Origin of the sequence: Mycobacterium xenopi (genome assembly GCF_009936235.1) — a bacterium.
GTDB lineage: Bacteria > Actinomycetota > Actinomycetes > Mycobacteriales > Mycobacteriaceae > Mycobacterium > Mycobacterium xenopi.
In genome coordinates, this window is record NZ_AP022314.1 from 3,306,578 (window position 1) to 3,325,637 (window position 19,060).

At 68.4% G+C, this 19,060-nt stretch carries 16 protein-coding genes and 3 pseudogenes; 9 read left to right on the plus strand and 10 right to left on the minus strand.

Annotation, left to right across the window (positions count from 1 at the left end):
* Positions 1 to 18 precede the first annotated feature (18 nt).
* The 7 genes and pseudogenes from MYXE_RS15595 to mqo all read right to left on the minus strand — a co-directional run bounded on the left by MYXE_RS15595 (position 19) and on the right by mqo (position 8,678).
* Positions 19 to 1,599, minus strand: a complete 1,581-nt coding sequence (locus MYXE_RS15595) for an MFS transporter (RefSeq protein ID WP_039889543.1) — start codon at positions 1,597 to 1,599, stop codon at positions 19 to 21.
* 33 nt (positions 1,600 to 1,632) lie between these two features.
* Positions 1,633 to 2,833 (minus strand): annotated as a pseudogene (gene cobA, locus MYXE_RS15600) (uroporphyrinogen-III C-methyltransferase).
* On the minus strand, positions 2,830 to 4,209 hold the full coding sequence (locus MYXE_RS15605; protein WP_085195073.1) for a cobyrinate a,c-diamide synthase: 1,380 nt from the start codon (positions 4,207 to 4,209) through the stop codon (positions 2,830 to 2,832). The pseudogene cobA and the gene MYXE_RS15605 overlap by 4 nt, the downstream one beginning before the upstream one ends.
* Before the next feature lie 94 nt (positions 4,210 to 4,303).
* Positions 4,304 to 4,918 carry a cob(I)yrinic acid a,c-diamide adenosyltransferase gene (gene cobO / locus MYXE_RS15610; RefSeq protein ID WP_085195029.1) on the minus strand — a complete coding sequence of 205 codons (615 nt, stop codon included), beginning with the start codon at positions 4,916 to 4,918 and terminating at the stop codon, positions 4,304 to 4,306.
* A gap of 19 nt (positions 4,919 to 4,937) precedes the next feature.
* A pseudogene (locus tag MYXE_RS15615) lies at positions 4,938 to 6,751 on the minus strand (VWA domain-containing protein).
* Positions 6,748 to 7,275, minus strand: a complete 528-nt coding sequence (locus MYXE_RS15620) for a GNAT family N-acetyltransferase (protein ID WP_003919426.1) — start codon at positions 7,273 to 7,275, stop codon at positions 6,748 to 6,750. The pseudogene MYXE_RS15615 and the gene MYXE_RS15620 overlap by 4 nt, the downstream one beginning before the upstream one ends.
* A complete protein-coding gene (gene mqo / locus MYXE_RS15625) occupies positions 7,272 to 8,678 on the minus strand; it encodes a malate dehydrogenase (quinone) (RefSeq protein WP_232061839.1) in 1,407 nt (468 codons plus the stop codon). The genes MYXE_RS15620 and mqo overlap by 4 nt, the downstream gene beginning before the upstream one ends.
* Positions 8,679 to 8,814: 136 nt before the next feature.
* On the opposite strand from mqo, the gene MYXE_RS15630 reads away from it, so the two are divergent.
* On the plus strand, positions 8,815 to 9,813 hold the full coding sequence (locus tag MYXE_RS15630) for an alpha/beta hydrolase (RefSeq protein ID WP_085195023.1): 999 nt from the start codon (positions 8,815 to 8,817) through the stop codon (positions 9,811 to 9,813).
* A 5-nt stretch (positions 9,814 to 9,818) separates the two neighbouring features.
* Positions 9,819 to 11,198 (plus strand): mycothione reductase, encoded by a 1,380-nt coding sequence (gene mtr, locus MYXE_RS15635; protein ID WP_003919430.1) that lies wholly within the window; start codon positions 9,819 to 9,821, stop codon positions 11,196 to 11,198.
* Positions 11,199 to 11,220: 22 nt separating this feature from the next.
* Here mtr and MYXE_RS15640 read toward each other — a convergent pair whose 3' ends face one another.
* Complete coding sequence (locus tag MYXE_RS15640) at positions 11,221 to 11,685, minus strand: Fur family transcriptional regulator (RefSeq protein WP_003919431.1); 465 nt, start codon at positions 11,683 to 11,685, stop codon at positions 11,221 to 11,223.
* Between the two features lie 144 nt (positions 11,686 to 11,829).
* Between MYXE_RS15640 and MYXE_RS15645 the strand changes: the two genes are divergently transcribed.
* The 7 genes and pseudogenes from MYXE_RS15645 to MYXE_RS15675 all read left to right on the plus strand — a co-directional run bounded on the left by MYXE_RS15645 (position 11,830) and on the right by MYXE_RS15675 (position 17,452).
* Complete coding sequence (locus MYXE_RS15645; RefSeq protein ID WP_085195071.1) at positions 11,830 to 12,906, plus strand: alkaline phosphatase family protein; 1,077 nt, start codon at positions 11,830 to 11,832, stop codon at positions 12,904 to 12,906.
* 119 nt (positions 12,907 to 13,025) lie between these two features.
* Positions 13,026 to 14,144 carry a Nickel transporter NicT gene (nicT, locus tag MYXE_RS15650; RefSeq protein ID WP_085195021.1) on the plus strand — a complete coding sequence of 373 codons (1,119 nt, stop codon included), beginning with the start codon at positions 13,026 to 13,028 and terminating at the stop codon, positions 14,142 to 14,144.
* A 351-nt stretch (positions 14,145 to 14,495) separates the two neighbouring features.
* Entirely contained in the window at positions 14,496 to 14,795 is a 300-nt protein-coding gene (locus tag MYXE_RS15655; protein ID WP_003919434.1) for a PE family protein, read from the plus strand.
* Between the two features lie 15 nt (positions 14,796 to 14,810).
* Positions 14,811 to 15,174: pseudogene (locus MYXE_RS24610) on the plus strand (PPE family protein); the annotation flags it as partial.
* Positions 15,175 to 15,630: 456 nt separating this feature from the next.
* Positions 15,631 to 15,939 carry a hypothetical protein gene (locus MYXE_RS15665; protein ID WP_161552104.1) on the plus strand — a complete coding sequence of 103 codons (309 nt, stop codon included), beginning with the start codon at positions 15,631 to 15,633 and terminating at the stop codon, positions 15,937 to 15,939.
* A 182-nt stretch (positions 15,940 to 16,121) separates the two neighbouring features.
* Positions 16,122 to 16,265, plus strand: coding sequence for a hypothetical protein (locus MYXE_RS15670; RefSeq protein WP_157139211.1), 144 nt, complete (start codon positions 16,122 to 16,124; stop codon positions 16,263 to 16,265).
* A 2-nt stretch (positions 16,266 to 16,267) separates the two neighbouring features.
* Positions 16,268 to 17,452 (plus strand): PPE family protein, encoded by a 1,185-nt coding sequence (locus MYXE_RS15675; RefSeq protein ID WP_085195016.1) that lies wholly within the window; start codon positions 16,268 to 16,270, stop codon positions 17,450 to 17,452.
* A 113-nt stretch (positions 17,453 to 17,565) separates the two neighbouring features.
* On the opposite strand, the gene MYXE_RS15680 is transcribed toward MYXE_RS15675, so the two are convergent.
* A complete protein-coding gene (locus MYXE_RS15680) occupies positions 17,566 to 18,297 on the minus strand; it encodes a gamma-glutamyl-gamma-aminobutyrate hydrolase family protein (protein WP_172468596.1) in 732 nt (243 codons plus the stop codon).
* A 120-nt stretch (positions 18,298 to 18,417) separates the two neighbouring features.
* Positions 18,418 to 18,969: an alpha/beta hydrolase gene (locus MYXE_RS15685; RefSeq protein WP_039889565.1), complete on the minus strand. Its 552-nt coding sequence runs from the start codon at positions 18,967 to 18,969 to the stop codon at positions 18,418 to 18,420.
* Positions 18,970 to 19,060 lie beyond the last annotated feature (91 nt).

Genomic DNA, 19,060 nt, shown 5'->3' on the forward strand with positions numbered 1-19,060 from the left:
GCTCGCCGATGAAGGGGCCTACAGCTCGCCGGCCTCCAGCGCGTCTTTGACCTCTTGCGCGTGCGCGACCTGCTGGGCTGAGTATCCGATCAGCAACGCCGCACCGCCGACGATAATGGCCACCCCGGCGACCCACAGCAGGCCGTAGGTGTAGCCGTGGTCGAGCGCATGCAACTGGGCGGGGTTCATGTATTTCACCGGGCCGTTGGTGCCGCCCAGGTACAGCGTCCGCGAGGTGATGACGGCCTGGATGATGGCCAGCACCACCGGGCCGCCCAGGTTTTGCAACATCAACACGATCGCCGACGTGGGTCCAATCCGGTCGAACCCGACGCCCGCGATCGCCGACAGCGCCAGCGGGACGATGATCATGCCGATCCCGATCCCGCCGACGACGATCGGCATTATCAGATTGGGGAAATACGGCATGCTCCCGTTGAGGGTCGAGCCGTAGAGCATTGCACCCAGCACCAGCACACCGCCCGCGATCACCACCGCGCGCGGCGGGAACCACGACACCAGCTGCGACGACGCCCCTAAGCCAATGCCCATCGCGATGGCGAACGGGATGAAGCCGACACCCGCGCGCAATGCGCTGTAGCCCATGATGTCCTGCACGTACAGGCCAATCAGCACGGTGAGCGTGAACAGCACGCCCCCGGCCAAAAATATGGCCGCGAACGTGGCCAGCCGATTGCGGTCAAAGAACAGGTCGAAGGGCACTATCGGGTTCTCGGCGGTGCGTTCGACGATGGCGAACGCCACGAAAGCCCCCGCCGCCACCACGCCCGAACCGATCGTCGTGACCGAGATCCACCCCTTCTCCGGGCCCATCGAAAACGCGAACACCGCTGCCGTACAGACCAACGTGGCCAGGAAGGCCCCGGTGGCGTCGAGCTTCATCCGCTCCCTGACCGTTTCGCGCAGCGTGGTGCGGGCCAGGTAGATCGTCAGCAGTCCGATCGGTACGTTCACCAAAAACGCCAGCCGCCACGACACCTCGGTCAGCGCGCCGCCCACGACGAGGCCCATCACCGAGCCCACACCGGTCATCGCGCCGAACACCGCGGTGGCGGCATTACGCGCGGGTCCCTTCGGGAACGTGGTGGCAATCAGCGCAAGAGCCGTCGGTGAGGCGATGGCCGCGCCGATGCCCTGCAGCAGCCGGGCGATGACCAGCGTGGCCTCGTCCCAGGCGATACCGCACAGGGCCGAGGCGATCGTGAACAGCGCGATACCGACGATGAAAGTGCGCTTGCGGCCGATGGTGTCACCGAGGCGGCCGCCGAGCAGCATCAGCCCCCCGAAGGTCAGTACGTAGGCGGTGATCACCCAGCTTCGTCCGGCGTCGGACAGGCTCAGCTCGTTCTGAATCCTAGGAAGCGCGACGATCGCGATGGTGCCGTCCATGGTCGCCATCAGCTGCATGCCGCCGATCGCGACCACCGCGGCGACGAACCGCCACGATGGCAGCCACGTCGGGGAGTACCTGCTCATACGGTCCAAAGCAGCCTGTCCGGAGCGCGCCGATACTACCCGTCTGGGGCCTGTGCTGGTCGCGTGCCGGACCGCCCGCTCTGCATCGTTGAGAGCCGTCATAAGGCGCAACCCTACAGTAACCTTAAGAATTGTTTAAGCGCCGAAAGCCGCCACCGCGCCGATCACGATGATCGCGGGAGGCCGGATGCCCTCGGCGCGAATCTTCTCCGGCGCGTCGGCCAGGGTGGCCCGCAACGTGCGCTGCGCGGCGGTGGTGCCGTGCTGCACCACCAGCACCGGCGTATCCGCTGGTCGACCGCCATGGATCAGCACCTCGCTGAATTGCTCGATGCGCTCCACCGCCATCAGCAAAACGATCGTGCCCGACAGCGCGGCCAATGCGTCCCAATTCACTAACGATTCGGGATGCCCCGGCGCAATATGGCCGCTGACCACCACAAATTCGTGGCAGACCGCGCGGTGGGTGACCGGAACACCGGCCAGCGCCGGCACCGCTATGGCACTGGTCACACCGGGCACCACCGTCACCGGGATTCCGGCGTCGGTGCACGCCAGCAGTTCTTCGTAGCCGCGGGCGAAGACGAATGGGTCGCCGCCCTTGAGGCGGACGACAAACTGGCCGGCTTTGGCCCGCTCGATCATCACCGCGTTGATCGCGTCCTGGGCCATGGCCCGCCCGTACGGGATCTTGGCCGCGTCGATCACCTCGACGTGAGGCGGCAGTTCGGCCAGCAGTTCCGCCGGCGCCAGCCGATCTGCGACGACGACGTCGGCGTGGGCAAGCAGGCGCCGCCCCGCACGGTGATCAGTTCCGGGTCGCCGGGTCCGCCGCCGACCAGTGCGACACCGCCGGGCACGATGTCGTCGGTGGCTGCGGTGATGATGCCGCGTTGCAGGGCCTCGCGGATCGCCGAGCGGATCGCCGCCGAGCGGCGATGCTCGCCGCCGCCAGCACCCCCACCGACAGGCCGGCGTAGTCGAATGTCGCCGGAGTGACCGCGGTGCCCTCGACGGCAATGTCAGCGCGCACACAAAAGATTCGCCGTCGCTCGGCCTCGGCGACGACCGCCGCGTTCACGGCCGGGTCGTCGGTGGCCGCGATCGCGTACCACGCTCCATCGAGATCGCCGTCGCGATACTCCCGCCGCGACAAGGTGATTCCGCTCATCGCCTCGACGGCGCGGGTGGCGCTGCGGGTGATGACGTGCACGTTGGCACCGCTGGCGATGAGCAGCGGTAGCCGGCGCTGGGCGACAGTGCCGCCACCGACGACGACGACCTTCTTGCCGGCCAGGCGCAACCCGACCAGGTACGCGTTCTCAGGTGTCGTCACCCGGCGAGTTTAGAACCGTGCTGGGCGGCATGCGCGACGAAGCGGGCCACCGCGCCCGGTGTGGCCGCCGGGTGAGTGTGCAGGTATGACGCGTGCACGCCGGCATGCACCGCGCCGTCTCGTACCGTATGAGCCTGGCCATCGCGATAGACCCACGCCGGCTGGACGGCATCGGTGAAAGTTACTGCGGTGCGGTGGAATTCGTGTCCGACGACCCGCTGGCCGGCGCCGAACAGCGTGGAATCGGCGACCGCGACCGCATCGCGGTAGCCCAAGCTCAGTTCGGCGGTGAACCGGGCCGAGCCGGCCAGCACGCCGCACATCGGGTGCCCGTCGAGGTCGGAGACCAGGTAGGTCAGCCCGCCACATTCGGCGTGCACCGGGGCACCGGCGGCGGCCAGCTCGTAAATCTGTTGTCGCGCCGTGGTATTGGCCGACAGCTCGGCGGGGAACTGTTCTGGGAAGCCACCGGGCAGGACCACCGCGCCGCTGCCGTCGGGCAGGGAGTCGACGCACGGGTCGAATTCGACGACCTCGGCCCCGGCCGCCCGCAGCAGTTCGGCGTGTTCGGCATAGGAGAAACTGAACGCCTTCCCCGCCGCCAGGGCCACGGTGACGGGCCTGCGCTCGACCTCACCGATCGCGGCCGCGGGATCCCAAGCCGGATCGGCGACCCGGCTTGCGGCGGCGGCCGCCACGGCCGCGACATCGACATGACGGGTGACCAGCGCCGTCATCGCTTCGACCGCAGACTGGGCTCGACGGCCATGCTCGACAGCGGTGATCAGGCCGAGATGCCTTGTGGGCAATTCGATTTCGTCGCTTCGCGGGATGGCGCCGAGAACCGGCACGCCGGCGTGCCGGCAGGCTTGCCGCAGCACCTGCTGGTGCCGGGCCGATCCGACCCGGTTGAGGATGACACCGCCGATGCGGGTAGCCGGATCGAAGCTGGAAAACCCGTGCAGCAGCGCGGCGATGCTGTGGCTTTGCCCACGCGCGTCGACCACCAGGATCACCGGGGCGCCCAGTAGCGCGGCGACGTGCGCGGTGGAACCCGGTGCCGGGGTGGCCGCATCGAGGCCGATACGGCCGTCGAAAAGACCCATGACGCCCTCCACCACGGCGATGTCGGCGCCGGCGGCGCCGTGGGCGTATAGCGGGCCGATCAGCTGCTCTGCCACCAGGACGGGGTCGAGGTTGCGTCCGGGCCGCCCGCAGGCCAGCGCGTGATAGCCGGGATCGATGAAGTCGGGGCCGACCTTAAAGGCCGCGACCCGGTGGCCGGCCCGCCGTAGTGCGCCGATCAAACCCGTTGCGATCGTGGTCTTTCCGCTGCCCGAGGTCGGCGCGGCGACGACGACGGCGGGCGCGCTCATCGTCGTGTCCGCCACCGCGAGCCCGCGCACAGTGACGGCGTCAACGGCGTGTCGGTGGACGGGCACGCTCGGTCGCGAGCAGCGCCAGAGCTGCTCACCACTCGATGCCCTTCTGCCCCTTACGACCGGCATCCATCGGGTGCTTGACCTTGATCATCTCGGTGACCAGGTCGGCGGCCTGGATCAGCTGCGGCGGCGCATCGCGGCCCGTGATCACCACATGCTGGCGGCCGGGGCGGCCCAGCAGGGTGTCGACCACCTCGTCGACGTCGACCCAGCCCCAGTTGAGCGGGTAGGTGAACTCGTCGAGCACATAGAAGTCGTGCCGTTGCGCGGCGAGGCGCCGCGCGATCTCGGCCCACCCGTCGGCGGCGGCCGCGGCGTGGTCGTCGACACCGCCGGGCTTCCGCGACCAGGACCAGCCGGCGCCCATCTTGTGCCATTGCACCGGCCCGCCCAGCCCGTGCTCGTCGTGCAACCGCCCGAGTTGGCGAAACGCCGCCTCCTCGCCGACCTTCCACTTGGCGCTCTTCACGAACTGAAAGACCGCGATGTCCATTCCGGCGTTCCACGCCCGCAGCGCCATCCCGAACGCGGCGGTCGACTTGCCCTTGCCCGCGCCGGTGTGCACGGCCAGCACCGGCGTGTTGCGGCGGGCCCGGGTGGTCAGCCCGTCGTCGGGGACCTGCAGTGGACGGCCTTGTGGCATAACCGTTTACCCCACCGGCTTAGGCGACGCGACGCACGGCGCGGCTCAGATGATCGGCGCGCAACTGCTCCAGCCGAATCGTCGGTGCCCCCAGCCGCGCGGCCAGCTGCTCAGCTAACCCCAGACGCACGTACGACGTCTCACAGTCGACGACCACCGCGGCCGCGCCCTCGGCGACCAGCCGCGCTGCCGCTAGCCGGCTGCGGCCCAACGGGTCCGGGCCAGTGGTGGCCCGCCCGTCGGTGAGCACCACCACCAAGGGCCGGCGCGCGCGGTCGCGCACCTTCTCCCGCACCACCAGTTCGCGCGCGGCCAGCAAGCCTTCGGCCAGCGGCGTCTTGCCGCCGGTGTCGAAGCGGGCCAGTCGCCGGCTGGCGATGTGCGCCGACGACGTCGGCGGGAGCAGCAACTGCGCACCCCGTTCGCGGAAGGTGATCACCGCGACCTTGTCGCGCCGCTGGTAGGCGTCACGCAGCAGCGACAATGTGGCGCCGCCGACCGCGGCCATCCGGTCGCGGGCGGCCATCGACCCGGATGCGTCGACGACGAAGATCACCAGATTGCCTTCGCGGCCTTCGCGGACGGCACGGCGAATGTCGCTGGGCCGTAATCGAAGTCGCCCGGCGCTGTAAGCCTGCTCGGCGGCGGCCAGCATCGTGGCGAACAGGTGCAGGCCATGCCCGTCGTCGCTGTCAGTCGCGGCCACCACGGCGCCGGTCGCGTTGCGGGCCCGGGAGCGACGGCCCGGCGCTCCGGCGCCCATCCCGGGCACGGTCAGCACCCGGGTGCGAAACGGCGCCGTGGGCGGCGCGCTTGGTTTCGGCGGTTGCGGCGTCGAGCGCATCGATTTCCCTTGCGGTGCAGCATCATCGGCGCTCTGCCCACCGCCGGGGGGATCCGGCTCGGGCTCGGGGTCGTGGTCGCCGGCCTGGGCCAGTGCGGCGTCGAGCTGGTCGCGGTCCAGGCCGGGGTCGTCGAACGGATCGCGGCGGCGCCGGTGCGGCAACGCCAACTCGGCCGCCACCCGGATGTCGTCGTCGTCGACGGTGTCGCGACCGCGCCAGGCGGCATGCGCCGCCGCGGTGCGGCCACGACCAGATCGGCGCGCATGCCGTCGACCTCGAACGCCGCGCACAGCGCGGCGATCCGGCGTAACTCGTTGTCCCCCAACACCACAGCGGCGACCGACTCGCGGGCCGCGGCGATCCGGCGGGCCAGCTCGGCGTCGGCGGGCGCGTAGCGCTCGGCGAACGCGTCGGGATCGGCTTCGTAGGCCATCCGCTGCCGGATCACCTGGGCGCGCACCTCGACGTCACGCGACGCGCGCACGTCGACGGTGAGCCCGAACCGGTCCAGCAGCTGCGGGCGCAGTTCGCCCTCTTCGGGGTTCATGGTGCCGATCAGCACGAACCGGGCCTCGTGCGAATGCGAGATGCCGTCGCGTTCGATGTGCACCCGGCCCATCGCCGCGGCGTCGAGCAGCAGATCGACCAAATGATCGTGCAGCAGGTTGACCTCGTCGACGTAGAGCACGCCGCCGTGGGCGCGGGCCAACAGCCCCGGCGAGAACGCGTGTTCCCCGTCGCGCAGCACCCGCTGCAAATCCAGCGAGCCGATCACCCGGTCCTCGGTGGCGCCGATCGGCAGCTCGACCAGCCGAGATTCGGCGCCGTGGGACAGCAGCGCGGCCAGACCGCGGACGGCCGTGGACTTGGCGGTGCCCTTCTCGCCGCGGATCAGCACCCCGCCGATCTCCGGGCGGACCGCACACAGGATCAGCGCGAGCCGCAGCTGGTCGTGCCCGACGATCGCGCTGAACGGATACGGCTTCACGGTTGCACCTTTACACCGGTGCGGGGCCCGCGCGCCGACGATGCGGGCCGGGTAACGGCCCGCGGAGGAGGCGGGCTGGCGGGCTTGAGCATCGGGACATGCGGAATGCCGTCCTCGACGAAGTCGTCACCGTCGCGCACAAACCCGTGCTGGGCGTACATCTCCGCCAGGTAGGCCTGGGCGTTGATCCGGCACGGGTAGTCGCCCACCTCGGCTAGCGCAGCACGCAGCAGCCGGGTGGTGTGGCCCTGGCCGCGGGCGCTGCGTTTGGTGCACAGCCGGCCGATGCGGAACGCCTTCTCGCCGCCGGGATACTCCTCCATCAGCCGCAGCGTGCAGATCACCTCGCCGTCGGGCTGTTGCAGCCAGAAATGGCGGGTTTCGGCGAGCAGGTCGCGTCCGTCCAGCTCCGGATACGGGCAGGCTTGTTCGACGACGAACACCTCCACCCGCAGTTTGAGCAGTTCGTACAGGGTCGGCGCGTCGAGGTCTTTGGCCCACGCCCGGCGCAGCGCGACCGTCATAAGCCCAACACCTTCGTGCCCCACGACCACACCTCCTCGAACAGCGTCGGCTCACTCGACAAGGCGATGCCCAGCGACGGCACCATCTCTTTGAGCGCGGGCAGCCACGACCGATAGCGGTCGGCAAAGCAGCGCTGCAGCACCTCCAGCATGGCCGACACCGCGGTCGACGCCCCGGGCGAGGCACCCAACAGGCCGGCGATGCTGCCGTCGGCCCCGCTCACCACGGTGGTGTCGAACTCCAGCCGACCCCGCCGGATCACCTGCACGCGCTGGCCGGCGACCGTCGTCTGCCAGTCGGAGTCGACCGCGCCGGGGGCGAACTCCCGCAGCGCGTCAATCCGCGCGCGTTGCGACAGCGCCAGTTGGCCGAGCAGGTAGCCGACCAGGTGTCGCTGCCCAATCCCGACGCGCAGCATCGAGGGCGCGTTGGCCGGCCTGAGCGAGCGGGGCAGGTCACCGACGCACCCATGCTTGAGGAATTTCGGCGACCAACCGGCGAACGGCCCGAACGCCAGCCACGGCTTGCCGTTGACCATCCGCAGGTCCAGGTGCGGGGCCGTCATCGCGGGCGCGCCGGGTGCGGGCAGGCCGTATACCTTGGCCCGGTGCGCGGCGGTGAGCGCCGGGTTGCCGCTGCGCAGGAATCTGCCGCCGATCGGGAACCCGCCGAATCCCTTCACCTCTTTAATTCCCGCTTTCTGCAGCAGCGGCAGCGTATGGCCGCCGGCGCCGACGAACACGAATTTCGCGTTGAGCTTGCGGTGTGCTCCGGTACGGCGATTGCGGACCTTGAGCATCCAGCCGCCGTCGCGGCGACGACTCAGTTGACGCACCTCGTGGCCGAACCATGCCGTCATGCCCGTGCGCAGCCCGAACCCGACGAGCTGTTTGGTCAGTGCGCCGAAGTCGACGTCGGTGCCGTCGTCGGCCCAACTCAGCGCCACCGGTTTGGACAGGTCCCGCTCGGCGGCCATGAGCGGCAGCCGGCGGGCGAACTCGTCGGTGTCGTCGATGAATTCGGTGCGCGCGAACAGCGGGTTAGCGGCTAGGGCGTGATGGCGGCGGCGCAGGTAGTCGACGCGCTCGGCCCCTTGCACGAAGGCGACGTGCGGGACCGGGTTCAGAAAGCTGCGCACGTCGGTCAGCATGCCGGTTTCTGCGGCGTAGGCCCAGAACTGGCGGGTTACCTGGAACTGCTCGTTGACTCGCACCGCCTTGGCGATGTCGACGCGGCCGTGACGGTCCGGCGTGTAATACAGCTCGCAGAGCGCGGAGTGGCCGGTGCCCGCGTTGTTCCACGGGTCGCTGCTTTCGGCGGCGACCGCGTCCAGGCGTTCGACCAGGGCGATCGACCAGCCCGGCTCCAATCGCCGCAACAATGCGCCGAGCGTGGCACTCATGATGCCCGCCCCGACCAGCACGACATCGGCCTTGGCGAGCTTCGCGTCTGACACCAGATAGTTCGTCCTTACGGGTACGGCTGTCCGGGCGTCCTCAGGTTATCCCGGGCACCTCGCACGCTTTAAGCTGGCGAGCGTGACTGGCTGGGTGCCCGATGTCCTGCCCGGCTATTGGCAGCACACGATCCCGCTGGGCCCCGATCCCCACGGCGAGGGCGACATCGCGGCGACGCTGGTCCGTCGCGGAGAGCCCACCAAGACCGATCACGCCGTGCTGGCCGTGCACGGTTACACCGACTACTTCTTCAACGCCGCGCTGGCCGATCACTTCGCCGAGCGTGGTTTCGCGTTCTACGCGCTGGACATGCACAAGTGCGGCCGGTCCTGGCGCGCCGGGCAGACCCCGCACTTCGCCACCGATCTGGCCGACTACGACCGGGAACTCGACTCGGCGTTGGCGGTGATTCGCGCCCAGAGCGGCCCGCCCACGGTGCTGGTTTACGGTCATTCCACCGGCGGGCTGATCGTGTCGTTATGGCTGGACCGCTTGCGTCGCCGGGGCGCCACCGCACAGGCCGGCATCGGCGGCCTGGTGCTCAACAGCCCCTGGCTGGATCTGCACGGCTCGCCGGTGCTGCGCTGGGCGGTGACCTCGGTGCTGATCGCCGCGGTCGCGCGACTGCACGGCAAGGGGGTGGCCCGCACCCCCGGCGCGGGCGGATACGGCGCCAGCTTGCATCGGGACTACCACGGCGAGTTCGATTACAACCTGCAGTGGAAACCCCCGGGCGGCTTTCCGATCACCTTCGGCTGGCTCCACGCTGTCCGGCGCGGCCAGGCTCGGCTGCATCGCGGGCTCGACGTCGGCGTGCCGAACCTGATCCTGCGCTCGGACCACAGCGTCGCCGAAAACGCCGACCAGACCACGCTGCAATGCGGTGACGCCGTGCTCGACGTCGCCCAGATCGCCCGTTGGGCCGGCTGCATCGGCAACCGCACCAATATCGTCCCGGTGAAAGACGCCAAACACGATGTCTTTCTGTCGATGCCGGGGCCGCGGCAAGTCGCCTATCGCGAACTCGACGCCTGGCTGGACGCCTACCTCGGCGCCCCGGTGATGTCCGGGGACGGGTGAGCAGCGTGGAAACCTACGATCTCGCGATCATCGGGACCGGTTCGGGCAATAGCATTCTCGACGAACGCTACGCCGGAAAGCGGGTGGCGATCTGCGAGCAGGGCACCTTCGGCGGCACCTGTCTGAACGTCGGATGCATTCCCACCAAGATGTTCGTCTACGCCGCCGAGGTAGCCCAAACCGTCCGCGGTGCAGCCCGTTACGGCGTCGATGCGCACATCGACCGGGTGCGCTGGGACGACATCGTCTCGCGCATCTTCGGCCGCATCGACCCGATCGCGATCAGCGGCGAAGACTATCGGCGCTCCTCGCCCAACATCGACGTCTACGCCCAGCACACCCGCTTCGGTCCGGTCCAACCCGACGGGCGCTACCTGCTGCGCACCGACCTCGGCGACGAATTCACCGCCGAACAAGTGGTCATCGCCGCCGGGTCACGGCCAATGATCCCGCCGGCGATCCTTGCGTGCGGGGTCGAATACCACACCAGCGACACCATCATGCGGATCGCCGAGTTACCCGAGCATCTGGTGATCGTCGGCGGCGGTTTCGTCGCAGCCGAATTCGCGCACATCTTCTCGGCGCTGGGTGTGCGGATCACGCTGGTGATCCGCGGCGGCACACTGCTTCGGCATGCCGATGACACCATCTGCGAACGCTTCACCCGGCTCGCATCGACGAAATGGGAGCTGCGCAGCCACCGCAACGTCGTGGGCGCGCACCACAAGGGTTCGCAGATCGTGCTGGAACTCGACGACGGTTCGACCGTGCGCGCCGACACCGTGCTGGTGGCCACGGGCCGGATGCCCAACGGCGATTTGTTGGACGCCGAACAGGCCGGCATCGATCTCGATGAAAGCAGGGTGGTGGTCGACGAATACCAACGTACATGCGCCCGAAACGTTTTCGCGCTCGGCGACGTCTCCTCGCCCTACGAGCTCAAACACGTTGCCAACCACGAAGCCCGCGTGGTGCAACACAACCTGCTGTGCGACTGGGACGATACCGAGTCGATGGTGATGACCGACCACCGCTACGTGCCGTCGGCGGTGTTCACCGATCCGCCGGTCGCCAGCGTAGGTATGACTGAAAATCAAGCTGTGGCAAAGGGTTTCGATATCTTATGCGCGATCCAGGATTACGGCGACGTGGCCTACGGCTGGGCGATGGAGGACACCACCGGGATCGTCAAGATCATCGCCGAGCGGGGCAGCGGCCGGTTACTGGGCGCCCACATCATGGGCCATCAGGCCTCCTCGATCATCCAGCCGCTGATCCAGGCGATGAGCTTCGGGCTGACCGCCCAGCAGATGGCCCGCGGCCAGTATTGGATTCATCCGGCGCTGCCGGAGGTCGTCGAAAACGCGCTGCTGAACCTGCGGTGACCGGAGCTGCCCGCCGGCCCGGTCAGTCCGCGGCCTGACATTGCGGGCAGAGCCCGTGCAGCGTCAACCCCGCCTGCTCCGACAGCGCGAAGGAGCTGCCCGCCCTCGCGTGCTCGAGCGCCGAACTCAGCCGTCGTGCCGGCACTTCGATGATCGCGCCGCACCGGGTGCACACCGCGTGATGGTGTGGGTCTGCGGCCAATCCGTAGGTTGTGACCCCGTTCTCGAGCGTCAACGCGTGCAGCACTCCCTGGTCGACCAGCGTTGTCACCGTTCGGTAGACGGTCGCCAAGTCGGGCGGGGTCACCCCGGCCGGGGCGGCCTCGCGCAGCCGATGATGGATCTCCGCCACCGACAGGTGACCGTTGACCGGTTCGAGCACCGCCAGCACCGCGATCCGTGACGCCATCCGCCGCAGCCCGTGGGCGCGCAACAATTCGCCGATCCGCTCGGTGACGGCCGCGTCCAACGCCGATGGCCCGGTCACCCCTTCAGTATCACGCACCGCGGCGGCGAAGCACAGCCATTGACCGGATCGGTTGGCGCAGCTGCCAGACTGGCCGTCGTGTCGAGTTTGTCGCGCGCCGACTCGCTGCGTTCCATCTGCGACGTGTTGCCCACGGCGGCGGCGATGCTGAAAGTCACGGACGCCGTCGATGCGCTCGGGCTGAGCGACTGGGTCGGCGACGTCCGGCGCGTTGTGGTGGTGCTGGTCGACGGCCTGGGTTGGCACCTGTTGCCGCAACTGGTCGCCGACGCGCCGCTGCTGGCGTCGGTGGTGGCCGGCGAGGTCGGCAGGCTCGACGAACTGGTTTGCACGTTTCCCTCCACCACGCCGACCAGCCTGGTGTCGCTGGGGACCGGCACGCAACCGGGTGACCACGGCGTGTTGGGCTTCACGCTGAAGGTGCCGCACACCGACCGGGTGCTCAACCACATCTACTGGCGCGACGACCCGCTGCCGGCCCAGTGGCAGCCCGTCCCGACATGGTTCGAGCGGCTGGCCCGCGCCGGAGTCGGCGCCCGCGCGGTCCTGCCGGCGGCATTTGTCGGCAGCGGGCTCACCGATGCGGTGTACCGCGGAGCCCGGATCCGCCCGATCACCCGCGACGCGGACTACGGCGAGCAACTGTCCGACGAGATCGGCGCGGCACCGGGATTGATCTACAGCTACACGGCCGCCCTGGACACCGCCGCGCATCTGTCCGGGATCGGCTCACCGCAATGGCACGCCGCGGCAACCTATGTCGATACGCTGCTGAGGCGACTGGTCGAGTCATTGCCGGCGGATGCGGCGCTGCTGGTCACCGCCGACCACGGCGGCGTGAACGTCGCACCGGAGGCCCGGGTCGACCTCGACACCGACCCTCGGCTGGCCGCGGGAGTGCGGGTCGTCGCCGGTGATCCACGGGTGCGCTACCTGTACACCGAACCCGGGGCCGCGGCCGATGTGCTGGCGGCCTGGAGCGAACTGCTGGCCGGGCGGGCCGAGGTATACAGCCGTGACGACGCCGTGGCGACCGGGCTGTTCGGCCCGGTACGCCCGGAACACCTGCCCCGACTCGGCGACGTCGTCGTCATCTGCACCGGCGAGGCGGCGGTGCTGGCCACCGCCCACGAGCCGCCCGAGGTGGCCGGCCTGATCGGCCTGCACGGCGCCGCGACCGCCGCGGAGATGGCGATTCCGCTGATCGTGTTCCGCGGCTGACCGTCTGCCGTCGGCACCTGCGAAACACTTGCATTTTTCCTGCCAATCACCCGCAAGACACCTATCCGTGATCTACCGTTCTGTGCGGCCGGGGTGTACCGACTCTGAGGGGACGCGACATGCTCGGGGGTGCCCTGGAAGAGCAGCCGTCGACGTGGTCGAGGCTACGGGCTGCGCTGGCGCCCGACGAGTGGCTGCGGCTGGGATCGATGTCCGCCGTGATCGTCGCGTTGCACCTGATCGGGTGGATCACCCTGGTGCTGGTCGTCGAGCCGGCCCATTTGAGCCTCGGCGACAAGGCATTTGGCCTCGGCGTCGGGCTCACCGCCTACACGCTGGGGCTGCGGCACGCGTTCGACGCCGATCACATCGCCGCGATCGACAACACGACGCGCAAGCTGATGAATGACGGGCAGCGGCCGCTGGCCGTCGGGTTCTTTTTCTCCCTGGGTCACTCGTCGGTCGTGTTCGGGTTGGCGGTGCTGCTGGCCATCGGGGTCAAGGCCATCGTCGGGCCCGTCGAGCAGGGCTCGTCGAGGCTGCACCATTACACCGGCGTGATCGGCACCAGCGTGTCAGGGGCGTTTTTGTACCTGATCGCTGCCATCAACGTCGTCATCTTGGTCGGCATCCTGGGGGTGTTCGCGCGGATGCGCCGCGGCCACTACGACGAGGCCGAACTCGAGAAACAGTTGAATAGCCGCGGATTGCTCAACCGGCTGCTGGGTCGCTTCACCAAATCGATCACCAAGTCATGGCACATGTACCCGGTTGGACTGTTGTTCGGGCTGGGCTTCGACACCGCCACCGAGGTCGCACTGCTGGTGTTGGCGGGTAGCAGTGCCGCGGCGGGCGTGCCGTGGTATGCGATTTTGTGCCTGCCGGTGTTGTTCACCGCCGGCATGTGCCTGCTGGACACCGTCGACGGCTCGTTCATGAACTTCGCCTACGGCTGGGCGTTTTCCAACCCGGTGCGAAAGGTCTACTACAACATCACGATCACCGGGCTGTCGGTGGCGGTCGCCCTGCTGGTGGGCAGCGTGGAACTCCTGGGGCTGCTGGCCGAGCAGTTCGGCTGGACCGGCGCATTCTGGGACTGGATCGGCGGGCTCGACCTCAACACAGTCGGGTTTGCGATTGTCGCACTGTTTGTCCTGACTTGGGTTGTGGCCCTGCTTGTTTGGCGCTATGGCCGCATCGAGGAGAAGTGGAGCGTGCAAACCGAGCGCGTCGGGTAAAGCGCGTCGACGACGAACTGGCTTGGATCAGCGCCAAGCCGCGAGCGCCGCCGAGCCCGATTCGGTTTAAATCCTTCAATTTTGGTGTGACGAGCGCATTGCATGCGCCCGCCCGGGTAATTGTGTGCGCCAAACCGCGGTATCACACGCGTGGTAACGCATGGGCGCCAGTTCCCGGGTGCCGTTATTGCTGATCGGTGCCCCTTTTCTCGATCCGGCTGCTCCCACTGATCACATGCTGAACATGGTTGCGTCACTTCACGTTACATGCACCTGTATATCGCAGGACGGCATGCGGTCGACACGTTACCACAGCGGCTGGATCGATCGAATTCCCGTTAGGAGGATTTCATGTCTTTCGTGACCGTGCAGCCGGAGCTTCTCGCAGCAACGGCAGACAGCTTGCAGGCGGTTGGGACAGTTATCAACGCTGCCAACACGTCCGCGGCAGGACCGACGACGGGGGTGATTCCCGCCGCCGCCGACGAGGTGTCGGCGCTCACAGCAGCCCAGTTCGCCGCGCATGCCTGGGTATATCAGGCACTCGGCGCCCAGGCCGCCGCGATCCATCAGATGTTTGTCACTGCTCTGGCAGCCAGCGCCGGTTCATATGCGGCGACGGAAACCGCCAACGCGATCGCTGCGAGCTAATGGAGGTGCTGAGCAATGGATTTCGCGGTACTACCACCGGAAGTCAACTCCGGTCGCATGTATGCCGGTCCCGGCTCGGGTCCGATGCTGGCCGCAGCAGCGGCCTGGGAGGGGTTAGCCGCCGATTTAGCTTCGGCTGCTGCCGATTACAAGTCGCTGATCGTCAACCTGATCAGCGGGCCATGGCAAGGGTCCGCGTCGGCGTCGATGGCCGCTGCCACGGCGCCGTATACGGCCTGGATGAGTGTCACCGCGGCCCAGGCCGGCGAGGCCGCTCGTCGTGCCGAAGCGGCTGCCGGGGCGTACGAAACCGCTTTCGCATTGACCGTGCCCCCGCCGGTGATCGCCGCTAACCGTGCGCAACTGGTGGCAACCGCCCGGTTGGACGGCGGTCGCCCCGCCGGCAAGCGGGCTGCCGGCCGCGTTAGGCAGCACTCCCCTTGCCGGTCCGCCGGGGCTCGCGGCTGGTGTGCCGGCGATGCCACTAGTCGGCGGAACGGGCCATGGCCTAAGCGCTGCACCGAAATACGGCTTCCGCCCCACGGTCGTGGCACGCCCACCAGCCGCGGGGTAAGCAACCGGTTGCCGGTGCGCCTGCGGCGCACTCCGCGTAGCCGATGACTCAGACAGGTGTCCGGCTGAGTCCAGCTGACCCGCCCGCGGACCGTGGTGGGAAGAATTCACAGCGTAGTTGGCCGTCGGCCGCTGACCATCGCTTTTGCGCTGGTACAGTTGAGCCACCGTGACCAGAAGCGACAGACCGCCGCGTTCGCGATCGGCGATCGCGATCGTCGCGGCGCTGTGCCTGTTCGCTGCCGTCTTCGGCGGTTGGGCGTTGCAGTTCGAGCGTGCCGTATCGGTCCCGCTGCCCGCTTCCGCGACATCACTGGCCGGCGCGCATGCCGACCAGCCGCATTTCGACCACACAAAATCGCCGGTAAGCCAGACGGCGTTCAAACCTGCAGGCTTGAAACGCAATCGCCCCGAGCCGTCGCTGCGCTTGATGCCGGCGTTGCGGGAATCCCCGCTGCCCGGCGCCGTTAGCGCCGCGGGTCGGCAGCTGGGCGGAGCCGATTTTGCTGCGCCCGTCATTGCCCTTGCCGGTCAAGATCTCTTAACACAGTTCTGCGTCGCTCGGCGCTGATCGCTTAGCGCTGCCCGTTGCCTTCGCAGCAACGGTGGATGAGCGCTGTCCGTCTTCAACCGTCACGCCCATCGTCGGGTACTGGCGTCCAAGGCAATTCGCCCTGTGCCGAATCAACCTGTGCGCCACGTGGCGGCACCCATCTCTCTATTCCATATACCCGTGTCGTTGAGGAGAAGTCGATGTTTTTAGTAACCATCCAACCGCCCACATTGGCAGCCAACTCGTCGGCCGCAGCGCGCCATCGCACGACGCCATCTGGCTGCCGTTGGTATGCAGCCAGCAACGCCGTCAACTGGGTGACGGCCAGCTACGAGGAGGTGTAGCAATGGATTTCGCGATGCTGCCGCCGGAAGTCAACTCCGCGCTCCTGTACTCCGGCCCCGGTTCTGGACCGATGCTTTCCGCCGCGGCGGCCTGGGACGGGCTCGCCGGGGAACTCAGCGCCGCGGCCGTCGACTACGGCTCGGTGGTCTCCGGGCTGACCAGCGGGGCGTGGCTGGGCACGTCCGCGTCCTCGATGGCCGCGGCCGCCGCACCGTTTGTGGCGTGGCTGGCCGCCGCAGCCGGTCAAGCAGAAGAGGCCGCCGCTGCAGCCAAGGCGGCGGCGGCCGCTTTCGAGGCGGCGTATGCGATGACGGTGCCGCCGCCGTTGATCGCCGCCAACCGCGCGCAGCTGATGTCGTTGGTCGCGACAAACGTTGTGGGCCAAAATAGTCCGGCGATTGCTGCCACCGAAGCACACTACGACCAGATGTGGGCGCAAGATGCGGCTGCGATGTACGGCTATGCCGGCAGCGCAGCGGTCGCATCAAAGCTGACTGCTTTCAGTGCACCGCCGACCACCGTAGATCCGGCCGGACTAGCCAGGCAGGGCGCGGCGCTCGCACAAGCCGCCAGTACGTCTGGCGCGACAGAGACACAGACGGGACTGTCCCAGTTGACTGCCGCAATACCGAAGGCGCTGCAGGACCTCACCTCGCCCGGCTCGTCAAACTCGCCGGGCTCGCTGATGTCTGCGGTGAACACCCTCAACACCCTTTCGACCCCGGTGCGGACCGCCGCGTATCTGGCGAACACACCGATCACGAGCGTCAATTCGTTGAATTCCATTGCCAAATCACTGGGGTCGACGACCACGGCCGCGGCTTCGAGTGTCAAAGCGGGGCAATCGGGCATAGCAGGCGGGTTGGGTTCGTTGATGGCCACGATGGGCTCATCCGCGAGCCTGGGTTCGGGCGGGCCTGCGGTATCGGCGGGTATCGGCCACGCGGTGTCGATCGGCCCGTTGTCGGTACCGCAAGCATGGACGGCGGTCGCGCCGGCCGGCGGCGTCGGCCAGCCTGCTGCGGGGTTGGCGGGATCCACCGCCGGGGCCGCACCGGCAACCGGGGCGGCGAGCGTGCCGCCCGTGATGCCGATCGGGTCCATGGGCGGGCGCGGTTTGAACGCTCCCGCGTCCCAATACGCCTTGCGGCCGACTGTGATTCCCCGCTCACCGTCGGCCGGGTGAGGGTAAGCCGTGGTCTTGTGCCGTCGCAACCGCCCCAACGAAGGCCGCTGCTCCCCGACCAAAACACCGCCACGACAACGCGATTGCGCGCACGGTACGCGTACGTGGTCGGCTCAGCCGGTTTCGATCGTGCTCACCCGGGCGTCGGCGTAGGCCCGCGCGGCGTCCACCACCGCCGCGAACAGCCGCAGATCCTCGAGGCTTTCCTCGGGATGCCACTGCACGGCCAGCACGAAGTTGCCGCCGGGCAGTTCGAGCGCCTCGACCACACCGTCGGCGTCCCACGCGCTGACCACCAGGCCGTCGCCGACTTGGGCAATGGCCTGGTGGTGGTAGCAGCGTGCCTGGCAAGACTCGCCCATCAGCGCGGACAGCCGGGTGCCGGGCACGGTGCGTACCGGCAACGTGGTGAACACCGCGTTGCCGGCCCGGTGTCCGCTGTGGCCGATGACGTCGGGGAGATGCTGATGCAGCGTGCCGCCGAAGGCGACGTTGAGCACCTGGGCCCCGCGGCAGATGCCCAGCACCGGCAGCCCGCGCCGCAGCGCCGCGTCGAGCAGCGCGAACTCCCAGGCGTCGCGGTCGCGGCCCGGCTCGTCGGTGGCCGGATGGGGCACCTGGCCGTAGGCGCAGGGGTCGATGTCCTTACCACCGGTGATCACCAGTGCGTCCAAGCCGTCGAGCACACGATCGGCGATGTCGGCATCGACCGGCTGCGGCGGCAACAACACCGCGATACCGCCGGCCCGCGTGACACCGTCGAAGTAGGCGGCAGGTAGAAATCCGGCACGCACGTCCCATATCCCACTCTGGGCCTGGTCCAGGTAGGTGGTCATGCCCACCACCGGTTTAGCGGATCGGGAGGCGTTCAATACCGCGCATCCTCTCCTCGGTGACGACCGCACCGCACTCGACCATCGTATTTGCGTCCGACGGATGGCCCGCTGGCAGCGCCCGCCGGGTGGCTAGAAGGTGTGGGTGCGCAGCACGATCTCGGCTGCCAGTTGCGCGGTTGCCTCATGCGCATTGCGCCGTCCCAGCAGCTCGACGATGCGGTAGTCGGCGTAGACGTATCGCTGACTGGCCCGCGCCACCGCCCGCGCGGCGGGGGTGCTGACCAGGGCGGTCGTGTTGACCTCCACCGGCGGGCAGTGCGCGTCGCGGATGACGCCGGTCAGATCGGCCACGCGCGGATGCCCTCGGTCGATGGCGACCAAACCGGTGAAACGGTCCAGCCGGGTCGCTGCCAGTTCCCACGCGACGTCCCCACCGGCGCGGTCGCCGACCACCACTCCCCACTGGATGTCGAGCGCGTCGAGGATGCCGACCACCGACTTGGGGGTCAGCCTCGGATCCGGGCCGACGACGATGGTCCGCAGCGACGCGGTATGCAGGCGTTCGCACACCGCGTCGTACGCGGCGACCGCACGCTGCGCCGCACCAAGCACCACCACGACGGAGCCCTTGTCCGGACCGGTCACGCTGACCGGGACGGGGAAGCCGTCGACGGTAGTCATCATCGTCGAGGGCACTCGATGCAAGGTACGTCATTCGGCTCGTCCGCGGGCCGTTTCTCTCAAGTCTCTCAGGGCAATATCAGGATCCGTA

Excerpts from the sequence above, each read along its gene's own strand:
- MYXE_RS15595 (WP_039889543.1), bottom strand. The coding sequence starts at position 1,599 with ATGACGGCTCTCAACGATGCAGAGCGGGCGGTCCGGCACGCGACCAGC.
- MYXE_RS15605 (WP_085195073.1), bottom strand. The coding sequence starts at position 4,209 with ATGAGCGCGCCCGCCGTCGTCGTCGCCGCGCCGACCTCGGGCAGCGGA.
- cobO (WP_085195029.1), bottom strand. The coding sequence starts at position 4,918 with ATGCCACAAGGCCGTCCACTGCAGGTCCCCGACGACGGGCTGACCACC.
- MYXE_RS15620 (WP_003919426.1), bottom strand. The coding sequence starts at position 7,275 with ATGACGGTCGCGCTGCGCCGGGCGTGGGCCAAAGACCTCGACGCGCCG.
- mqo (WP_232061839.1), bottom strand. The coding sequence starts at position 8,678 with ATGAGTGCCACGCTCGGCGCATTGTTGCGGCGATTGGAGCCGGGCTGG.
- MYXE_RS15645 (WP_085195071.1), top strand. The coding sequence starts at position 11,830 with ATGCTGAAAGTCACGGACGCCGTCGATGCGCTCGGGCTGAGCGACTGG.
- nicT (WP_085195021.1), top strand. The coding sequence starts at position 13,026 with ATGCTCGGGGGTGCCCTGGAAGAGCAGCCGTCGACGTGGTCGAGGCTA.
- MYXE_RS15655 (WP_003919434.1), top strand. The coding sequence starts at position 14,496 with ATGTCTTTCGTGACCGTGCAGCCGGAGCTTCTCGCAGCAACGGCAGAC.
- MYXE_RS15670 (WP_157139211.1), top strand. The coding sequence starts at position 16,122 with ATGTTTTTAGTAACCATCCAACCGCCCACATTGGCAGCCAACTCGTCG.
- MYXE_RS15675 (WP_085195016.1), top strand. The coding sequence starts at position 16,268 with ATGGATTTCGCGATGCTGCCGCCGGAAGTCAACTCCGCGCTCCTGTAC.
- MYXE_RS15685 (WP_039889565.1), bottom strand. The coding sequence starts at position 18,969 with ATGACTACCGTCGACGGCTTCCCCGTCCCGGTCAGCGTGACCGGTCCG.